This window comes from Clostridium sp. (assembly GCF_047718555.1).
Classification (GTDB): Bacteria; Bacillota; Clostridia; order Clostridiales; family Clostridiaceae; genus Clostridium_I.
This window is the reverse complement of the sequence record NZ_JBDNRK010000091.1, coordinates 1-9,327: the sequence shown is the minus strand read 5'-3', so window position 1 is coordinate 9,327 and position 9,327 is coordinate 1. Positions and strand designations below refer to the sequence as shown.

General features: G+C 30.4%; 7 protein-coding genes. 5 read left to right on the top strand and 2 right to left on the bottom strand.

The window, feature by feature from the left end:
• The first annotated feature begins 198 nt into the window (after positions 1–198).
• The 4 genes from ABF633_RS20050 (at position 199) to ABF633_RS20035 (ending at position 4,171) form a co-directional block, all read left to right on the top strand.
• A complete protein-coding gene (locus tag ABF633_RS20050) occupies positions 199–915 on the top strand; it encodes a tetratricopeptide repeat protein (protein WP_415526376.1) in 717 nt (238 codons plus the stop codon).
• Positions 916–1,290: 375 nt separating this feature from the next.
• Entirely contained in the window at positions 1,291–2,067 is a 777-nt protein-coding gene (locus tag ABF633_RS20045; RefSeq protein ID WP_415526374.1) for a DeoR/GlpR family DNA-binding transcription regulator, read from the top strand.
• Positions 2,068–2,105: 38 nt separating this feature from the next.
• Positions 2,106–2,549, top strand: coding sequence for a PTS sugar transporter subunit IIA (locus tag ABF633_RS20040; RefSeq protein WP_415526372.1), 444 nt, complete (start codon positions 2,106–2,108; stop codon positions 2,547–2,549).
• Between the two features lie 242 nt (positions 2,550–2,791).
• Complete coding sequence (locus ABF633_RS20035; protein ID WP_415526370.1) at positions 2,792–4,171, top strand: PTS fructose transporter subunit IIC; 1,380 nt, start codon at positions 2,792–2,794, stop codon at positions 4,169–4,171.
• Positions 4,172–4,288: 117 nt separating this feature from the next.
• Here ABF633_RS20035 and ABF633_RS20030 read toward each other — a convergent pair whose 3' ends face one another.
• Positions 4,289–6,292, bottom strand: a complete 2,004-nt coding sequence (locus ABF633_RS20030; protein WP_415526368.1) for a sigma 54-interacting transcriptional regulator — start codon at positions 6,290–6,292, stop codon at positions 4,289–4,291.
• Between the two features lie 454 nt (positions 6,293–6,746).
• On the opposite strand from ABF633_RS20030, the gene ptsP reads away from it, so the two are divergent.
• Complete coding sequence (ptsP, locus tag ABF633_RS20025) at positions 6,747–8,360, top strand: phosphoenolpyruvate--protein phosphotransferase (protein ID WP_415526366.1); 1,614 nt, start codon at positions 6,747–6,749, stop codon at positions 8,358–8,360.
• A gap of 240 nt (positions 8,361–8,600) precedes the next feature.
• On the opposite strand, the gene msrB is transcribed toward ptsP, so the two are convergent.
• A complete protein-coding gene (gene msrB, locus ABF633_RS20020) occupies positions 8,601–9,053 on the bottom strand; it encodes a peptide-methionine (R)-S-oxide reductase MsrB (protein ID WP_415526364.1) in 453 nt (150 codons plus the stop codon).
• Positions 9,054–9,327: the final 274 nt, after the last annotated feature.

Sequence of the window (9,327 nt, the reverse complement as noted above, 5' to 3'; positions counted from 1 at the left end):
GTATTAAATTAGCTGAATAGAATGTATAATAATAACAATACTTACTAAATACTATTTAAAATATAGTATATATAAGTTGCAGTTAAATTTACACCTTTGATTGATAATAAATAATGAATGATATTTAAATAAATATTATTTTATGAGTGAAGATAATTTATTGCAATATGTATTAAAAATAATTAGTGGAGGAAAAATATGTATAAAAAAATTCCATTTAAAGTTAGAGTAGTTATACTAGGTCTATTATGTGTATCTGCTATTATAATATTAATTTATAATGCAAAGTTTAATTATGCAAATAATAAACAGGTTAACGATATTAGAAATAAAAATAGCAGTACGCAATCAAATACAACTATTAAAGCAAATGAGGATAAGCTTGCCCAGGATAAGAAAAAGGAAAAATTAGATGAAAAAAGAAAACAATTAGATGATTTATGTGAGAAGGGATACAACGATTTTGGAGCAAAAAAATACTCCCTGGCTATAAATGAAGAAAACCAAGTTTTGGCCGAGGATCCCAATAATTATAGAGCGCATGCAGTGAAAGGTATAGCTCTTTGCTATTTAGGATCAAGTACATATGACGAGGGTATGCAAGAAATTGATAAGTCTTTACAAATTGAACCGAACTATGGATATGGAACTTTTAATAAGGCTTTGGCTTTAGAGTTGTATGGTCACTATGATGAAGCATTGATATGGTATGATAAAGATTTACAGATTGAGAATAGAGTATGGAGTTATTATGGAAAGGCCTCTATATATGGCAGAAAAGGTGATGTTGCTAATACAGTGGCAAATCTTAGAACTGCTATAAACATGCAAAGTAATGTAAAAGATGTAGCTAGAACTGAAGAAGATTTTGCAAATGTGAGAAATAGTCCTGAATTTCAACAAATAATAAAGTAACTAGATTTTTAGTCATATTTGAAAGTTTATATATTAGATCATATTTGAAATATAGAAATATATGCTGGATATGTACAATACTTGAAAGTTCATAGATTTACAAGTATTGTACACTTAATTATGCTTTTTAAATTTTTTGCGATATAGAAATTATTTATTTGTTATTAGGTTTTTGTCGGAGTTACAATTAATAGTATATATAAAAGCATAAATATACCTATTATTATGTTTAAAAAAGTTAATTATGTCAATTGTTATCAATATAATGATCAAATAAAAAAATAATCAAAAACAAACAAAAATATATTGACAAATATGCAGTAAAGGTTTACAATAAGTACATAAAAGGACATATACAAGTACAAATTTATTAAAATGAGAGTGATAGATATGTTTGCAGAAGAACGTCAAAGAGAGATTAGTTCAATATTGCATGAAAATGGTAGTGTAAAAGTGAATGAGCTTTCTGAACATTTTGGTGTCTCAGAGGCTACCATAAGAAGAGATTTACAAGAAATGGACAGTAAAAAACTTCTTAAAAAAACACATGGTGGTGCAGTAAAAATACAAATAATAAATTTTGAACCATCTTTTATAGATAAAAAGGATAAAAAGAATGAGGAAAAATATTTTATAGGTAAAGCTGCAGCTTCCATGATAAATAATGGAGATACAATAATCCTTGATTCAGGGACTACTACCTTAGAATTGTCAAAGAATATAACTGCAGACGATATAACTGTCATAACTAATTCAATAGATATAGCAGCAGAATTATCTAGTAAAAATAATGTAAAAATAATTTTAACAGGAGGTGTGCTAAGGGAAAACACTAGATCTATGGTTGGATACACTTGTGAAGAGATGTTGAAAAATTTTAGGGTGGATAAAGCCTTTATAGGGGCTAATGGAATATCTTTGATCGATGGTGTTACAACACCCGATATAACAGAAGCACAGGGAAAAAAGGCTATGATAAATTCAGCTAATAAAATAATAATTGTAGTAGATAGTTCAAAGTTTGAAAATGTCTGTTTTTCAGTTGTATGTCCTATTACACAGGTATCTACGGTAGTTACTAGCGGAGATATTTCAAAAGAAATAATTAATGATTTTACAAGACAGGGAATTGAGTTTATAGTTAGTGAATAAATTGAGTATAATGCGAAAATATAAAGGAGGAATTTTCAATGGAAACTAAGGATATGTTTTCAAAAGCAAGAATTAATTTTGATCTTAAAGCTAATAGTAAGGATGATGTTATTGATGAACTTATAGAGGTATTGTATGAAGATGGTAAAGTTACAAATAAGGATGAACTAAAGAAAGCTGTGATAAAAAGAGAGGAAGAGTTTTCTACAGGTATAGGCATGGGTATAGCTATTCCACATGGGAAATGTTCAGCAGTGAAAGAAGCAACAATAACCTTTGGATTAAGTAAAAAAGGTATAGATTATCAGTCAATGGATGATAAACCTGCGCATTTATTTTTCTTAATAGCGGTTCCCGAAGAGTCTAGTGATGTTCATTTAAGAGCGTTAAGTGAGATATCAAGAAAACTTATGCATCCAGAAGTGCGTGAAAAATTATATAATGTAAGTGATTTTGAGGAATTTATTGAGATTTTTAAATAATAGTATAAATATATAAGAATTCATATCATGTAAACGTTATTATAATTTAAATGGTGTTTAAGTACTAATAATATATCTTGATCTTTCTTATGGTATATAAGTTGTAATTAAAATCCTTTACTTAGTAAATAGCATTTAAATAACAGTTACTTAAATAAAAAATTATATCATGAATATGATTTATTGCATCATATGTAATAAATATTTTAAATAATTATATTAATAAATTAGGAGGGGTACTTATGAAAAGACTAGTAGCAGTAACATCTTGTCCTACTGGAATTGCACACACCTATATGGCAGCAGAGGCACTACAGATAGCAGCTAAGGAAATGGGCTATGAAATTAAAGTTGAAACTCAAGGATCTGTAGGGGCTGAAAATGTCATAGATGAAAACGATTTAAGAGAAGCTGACGCAGTTATAATAGCAGCAGATACAAATGTTGATAAGTCAAGATTTGTTGGAAAGCCATTAATAGAAGTGCCTGTTAAAGAAGCAATAAAGGATGCAAAGGGACTTATAACTAGGGCATTAGAAGTAAAAGTGTCAGATAAAAAGGAATTAATGGATGATGTACAGAAGATTAAATCAAAAGAAAAATCTAATAGAACTGGTCCTTATAAACATTTAATGACAGGTGTATCCTTTATGATTCCATTTGTTGTAGCAGGAGGTATACTTTTAGCTTTAGGTTTTGCTTTCGGAGGAATTTATGTTTACAATGTACATGGTTCCATTGCAGAAACTTTATTCTCAACAGGTAAACAAGCCTTTGGCCTTATGATTCCAGTATTAGCAGGATATATAGCTTATTCAATTGCAGACAGACCTGGTCTTGTTCCTGGTTTTGTAGGTGGAGCACTGGCAAGTACTATAGGTGCAGGATTTTTAGGAGCACTAGCAGCAGGTTTTGCAGCAGGTTATGTAGTTATAGGAATAAAGAAATTTGTTAAACTTCCTAAAGCATTAGATGGTTTAATGCCTGTATTGATTTTACCAGTATTATCTACAGTTATTATGGCATTATTGATGGTATATATTTTAGGTAGTCCGGTAAAAGCGCTTAATGATGGATTATTTGCATGGTTAAAGAGCTTACAAGGGGCTAATGCAGCAATTCTTGGTTTAATACTTGGGCTTATGCAGGCCTTTGATATGGGAGGTCCAGTTAACAAAGCGGCTTATGTATTTGCAACAGGAACAATAGTTGCAGGAGGTTCAGGAATCATGGCAGCAGTAATGGCTGGGGGTATGGTACCACCACTTGGAATAGCACTTGCATCAACAGTAATAGCTAAGAAGAAATTTACAGAAGAAGAGAGAGAAGCAGGAAAAGCAGCATGGGCTCTTGGCGCATCATTCATAACAGAAGGAGCTATACCATTTGCTGCCGCAGATCCATTAAAAGTTATACCTTCAATTATGGCAGGATCAGGAGTAGCAGGAGCATTATCAATGCTATTTGGCTGTAAACTTGCAGTACCACACGGTGGATTGTGGGTATTAGTTATACCAAATGTAATGACAAATCTTCTAGGATATTTAATAGCAATAGTAGCCGGTATGCTTGTAACAGCTGTTATGCTTACAATTCTTAAGAAAGATGTTGTTGAGGAATAATATTAGAGTTATAAAAAAATAGTTAATTCATATAAAGGGCAGCCCTAAAATATATAATTATATATTTTAGAGCTGCCTATTTTCTATTCATTTATATATAAGCATTAAAATTTATTCCTAAACTTCTATACCATATTTTTTGCACTTTAAAGCTACAGTTCTATGGGTAATTCCAAGAGCCTTACCAGCCTTGTTATAAGTTTTATATTTTTTCATTGCCAATGTTATTATTTCTCTTTCATAATCTTCAAGCCTCATTAAATCATCATTTTCTTTGAAATTAATTAGACCATTATTTTTAGGTATTATATTAGTTATATACATAGGCAGATCTTTTGATGTAATAATATCTTTGTCACACATATTGATAGCTCTTTCAATAATGTTTTCAAGTTCACGTATATTTCCGGGCCAATGATAATTTTGCAGATATTGCAGACTTTCGCTGTCAATAGAATTTATAGGTTTATTTAGTTTTAAACTTAATTTTTTTATAAAATGTTCAACTAATAAATTTATATCTTCTCTCCTTTTTTTTAGAGGAGGAAGAGGAATTGTTATAACATTTAATCTATAATATAGATCTTCTCTAAAATCACCAGTTTTAATCATTTCCTCTAAGTTTCTATTAGTTGCAGCTATTATTCTTACATCTACTTTATGAGTTAATAATCCTCCTACACTTTCAAATTCTCTCTCTTGAATTACTCTTAGTAATTTTACCTGCATAGGTTTTGGCATGTCACCAATTTCATCTAAAAAAATTGTACCTTCATTAGCTATGCTGAATTTACCAGGTTTGTTTTTTAATGCTCCAGTAAAAGCGCCTTTTTCATATCCAAATAATTCGCTTTCAAATAAATTTTCTGGTATGGCAGCACAGTTTATTCTTACAAAAGGCTTATCTCCTCTAGCACTATTATTGTGTATAGCCTTTGCTACCAGCTCCTTTCCAGTACCACTTTCACCTCTTATTAAAACTGTAGATGTGGTAACAGAAGCCTTATCAGCTATAATTAATGCATCCTTTAAAGCTCTTGAATTACCAATAATATTATTAAAGCTTCCACTGAGCATTGTATGTCTTTTTAACTCAGCTTTATAGTAGTTTAACTCTTCTTCAGATTTTTCAAGTTTGCTAGCCATGTCCTTTATTTCATTTACTGTTTTTGATATGGAGAGAACGCCTTTAAAATAATTATCTATAAAAATCGGTTCTACTGTTGAGATAATATCAACATTATTTTTACTATATAATTGGTTTTCAATAGGCTTTTTTGTGTTGAATACTTTCATTCTATATCCTTCTGGGGAAATATCTATTAAGTCTTTTCCTAGTATATCTGAAGCTTCTAAATTAAAACTGGCTTCATAGGGGGGATTCACATAACTTATTTTTCTATGTTCATCTACAAAACATATTAGATCATGGGAAGTTTCCAGTATTTTTTTGAATTTTTCGTTTAGTTCCTTCATTCCTAATACTTCTGAAATATCTTGAAAAACTCCAATGGCTCCCATTACTTCACCATTTGAAATTATGGGAGACCTGTTTACTAATACTATCTTATTATTTATATGCTGTGTTTTACCTAGCTGTTTTTCCTTAGAAGAAATAATTGATGGTAATTCAGAAGTTGGTATAATGTCTGAAACAGATTTACCAAGTACCTCTTCACTATTTTTTTTAACAATATCTAATGCATATTGATTCATTGAGATAATATAAGAATGGGCATCTATTACTATTATGCCAAGGGGAATATTTTCAAGAATCTGCTCATTTGCAATAGTATTCTGCTCAATTATGGCATCTAAGTTGGAAATAGGAGTATCATTAAGCTCTAATTCACTAGATATAAAATTACAGAGTTCAAGTACTGCCTTTTGTCCGGTAAGAGAATCTTCTTTGCAGGAAACTTCAATCATCTCTCCATTCTGTATTCTTTGTGAAATTAGAGCCAGCATACTTATAGCCATTGGTTCTACTGCATCTATTTTTTTAATATAGAGATTTATATTATAAATATCTTTAAGTTCAGAAGATTTGTGAACTATCATGGCAGCAATTCTTGTATGAATACCATTTTTACAATTTACAACAATACAATTTTTAAACATAATAATCTCCTTTGGCCGCTATTGATAAAAAGTATCAGAATTATAAAAATCGTTGATATTTTTTATCAAGTAGATTGTACACCTTATTTTATAATAAATCTATAAGTTTATTATAGGAATTTATAAAATCGATGTAAAAATATGTTGATAAAAAATATCAAGTAATATGTACATAAAAATTGATTTTATATAGAAAACTATTATATATAACAAATCATCATGAAATAAATAATTAGATAGTATGTTAGTTTATTTTCTATCATACTGTGGTAACAGAGCCATTTGACAGCATTATTATCATTAGAATCTGTTTCCTTGTATAATGAAAAATACATCTTTCAGTTTAGAATTATTAAGCTTTTTATTTATTTTTAGATGTTTGAATTAAATTTGGCATAGCTTTTGCTTAATATATTAATATAGAAAATTAGTGTAGAAATTAGGAGGAAGAAAGATGAAAAAAGGAATTGCTGCTTCAAAAGGATATGCTATTGGTAATGTTGTAATAAAAACTAGTACTGAAGTTGAAATTAACGATAAAAAAATAGATGATATAAATGCTGAAAAGGAAAGATTGAATTCTGCTATTGAAAATTCAAGAACACAGTTACAAAAAATAAAAGAAAAAGCTGAAAAAGAATTAGGAGCTGATAAGGCTGCTGTTTTTGAAAGTCATATTATGCTTCTAGATGATCCTGAATTTACTGGAGCTGTTGAAGGTAAAATAGATTCAGATTCAATAAACGCAGAGAAAGCTGTTTCTGATGTAGTAGAAATGTACATGGGTATTTTTGCTGCTATTGAAGACGAGTACATGAGAGAAAGAGCAGCAGATGTTAAAGATGTTGGAAAAAGATTGATTGGAAATCTTGCAGGCACAATAACTGGAGATGAGGATGTTAAGAATAATACTGTAATAGTAGCTCATGACTTAACACCATCTGATACAGCTCAACTTGATAGAAGTAAAGTTATTGGTTTTCTAACTAACATTGGAGGAAGAACTTCACATAGTGCTATAATGGCTAGAACTCTTGAAATTCCTGCAGTAGTTGGTCTTAATGATATAACAGAAAATGTTGAAAATGGAGATTTAGTTATTGTAGATGGTATTGAAGGTGAAGTAATAATAAAGCCAGATGAAGCTACTTTAAAAATATATACTGAAAGAAAAGCTAAATTCGAAGAAGAGAGAGAAGAACTTAAGAAACTTATCAGTGTAGAGACTAAAACTAAAGCAGGAAAACGTGTAGAAGTATGTGGAAATATAGGTAAGGCACATGATGTTGAAGGCGTCTTGGCAAATGGTGGAGATGGTATAGGCTTATTCAGAACAGAATTCTTATATATGGATAGAGATTCAATGCCAACAGAGGAAGAACAATTTGGATCTTATAAGCATGTTGTAGAAAGAATGGAAGGCAGACCGGTAGTTATAAGAACACTTGATATAGGTGGAGATAAAAAACTTCCTTATCTACCATTACCAGAGGAAATGAATCCTTTCCTTGGGTATAGAGCTATAAGATTATGTCTTGGTAGAAAAGATATATTTAAAGTTCAATTAAGGGCGTTACTTAGAGCTTCGGCTTTTGGTAATTTAAAAATAATGTTCCCAATGATTTCTTCATTAGAAGAATTTTTATCAGCAAAAGAGGTTCTGGAAGAGTGTATGAATGAACTAAAGGCTGAAGGAAAAGAATTTAATGCTGATCTTGAAACAGGAATAATGGTAGAAATACCAGCAGCAGCAGTAATGGCAGATGAACTTGCTAAATATGTAGATTTCTTTAGTATTGGAACCAATGATTTAATTCAATATACATTAGCAGCAGATAGAATGAATGAAAATGTATCTTATTTGTATAATCCAATGCATCCAGCAGTTCTTAGACTTATAAAAATGACAATAGAAGCTGCTCATAAAGAAGGTAAATGGTGTGGAATGTGCGGAGAAATGGCTGGAGATGAAAAAGCTATTCCGACACTTACTGAATATGGCTTAGATGAATTCTCCATGAGTGCATCTTCTATATTAAACGCAAAAAAATATATCATGAATAATTAATTGCCAATTCTAGTTTTAAAATATATATATTATAAGATTGGGCATAGTATAGCTATTATACTATGCCATTTTTTTATCCGATGACTAGCCGCTGTAGCACTCCCGCCTGCTTTTCTCTAAGGGGGAGATAACAGCGGCACGTCCCTGGATAATTCATCTAAACTGAGTGGGAAAACAAACTCCCACTCAGTAAGATTCATTGATAATATACTTGCTATTAGGTATCTATCTGAAGATGCCTTAATCGAAAAGATACAGGTAATCTTCATAACCTTCTTTTTTAAGTTTATTTTTAGGTATAAATCTTAATGAAGCGCTGTTTATGCAATACCTTAAGCCACCTTGCTCTTCAGGTCCATCATTAAAGACATGACCTAAATGAGAATCACCATATTTACTTCTTACCTCTGTTCTGACTAAGCCATGAGAAATGTCTAAGTTTTCCTTTACACTTTCTGCTTCTAGGGGTTTTGAGAAACTTGGCCATCCACAATCAGATTCAAGTTTATCCCTTGAGGTAAATAGTGGCTCTCCGCTGCAAACGTCCACATACAAGCCATCTTTGGTAAAATCCCAGTATTCATTTTCAAAGGGTTTTTCTGTGGAATTTTCCTGTGTAACTGTATATTGTAATTTTGTAAGCTGTGATTTCAATATTTCTTTATTTGGTTTAATATAATTATTTTTTTTCATAGCTACCTCCCAGATTTATTATACTTTACCACAATTTACTCCAAAATAAAACTATAAGTAGGTAGGATTAATTGATAATTAATGAAACTAGCATACTTTATTTTGATTATTATGCATCGCTCTAGGGTATTTATTCTAAATTTATATATTTAATTATGAGAAATAAGGATATTAAATTTAATATATAAGCTGATTGAACCATAAAAAGCTGTAAATTAACTTATACTATACTATTTATAGTGTTTTGATGTAAAATGTTTACAGGATATAGTAG

What these genes read in the sequence shown, in the direction of transcription:
- ABF633_RS20050 (WP_415526376.1), top strand. Translation starts at nt 199, where the DNA reads ATGTATAAAAAAATTCCATTTAAAGTTAGAGTAGTTATACTAGGTCTA.
- ABF633_RS20045 (WP_415526374.1), top strand. Translation starts at nt 1,291, where the DNA reads ATGAGAGTGATAGATATGTTTGCAGAAGAACGTCAAAGAGAGATTAGT.
- ABF633_RS20040 (WP_415526372.1), top strand. Translation starts at nt 2,106, where the DNA reads ATGGAAACTAAGGATATGTTTTCAAAAGCAAGAATTAATTTTGATCTT.
- ABF633_RS20035 (WP_415526370.1), top strand. Translation starts at nt 2,792, where the DNA reads ATGAAAAGACTAGTAGCAGTAACATCTTGTCCTACTGGAATTGCACAC.
- ABF633_RS20030 (WP_415526368.1), bottom strand. Translation starts at nt 6,292, where the DNA reads ATGTTTAAAAATTGTATTGTTGTAAATTGTAAAAATGGTATTCATACA.
- ptsP (WP_415526366.1), top strand. Translation starts at nt 6,747, where the DNA reads ATGAAAAAAGGAATTGCTGCTTCAAAAGGATATGCTATTGGTAATGTT.
- msrB (WP_415526364.1), bottom strand. Translation starts at nt 9,053, where the DNA reads ATGAAAAAAAATAATTATATTAAACCAAATAAAGAAATATTGAAATCA.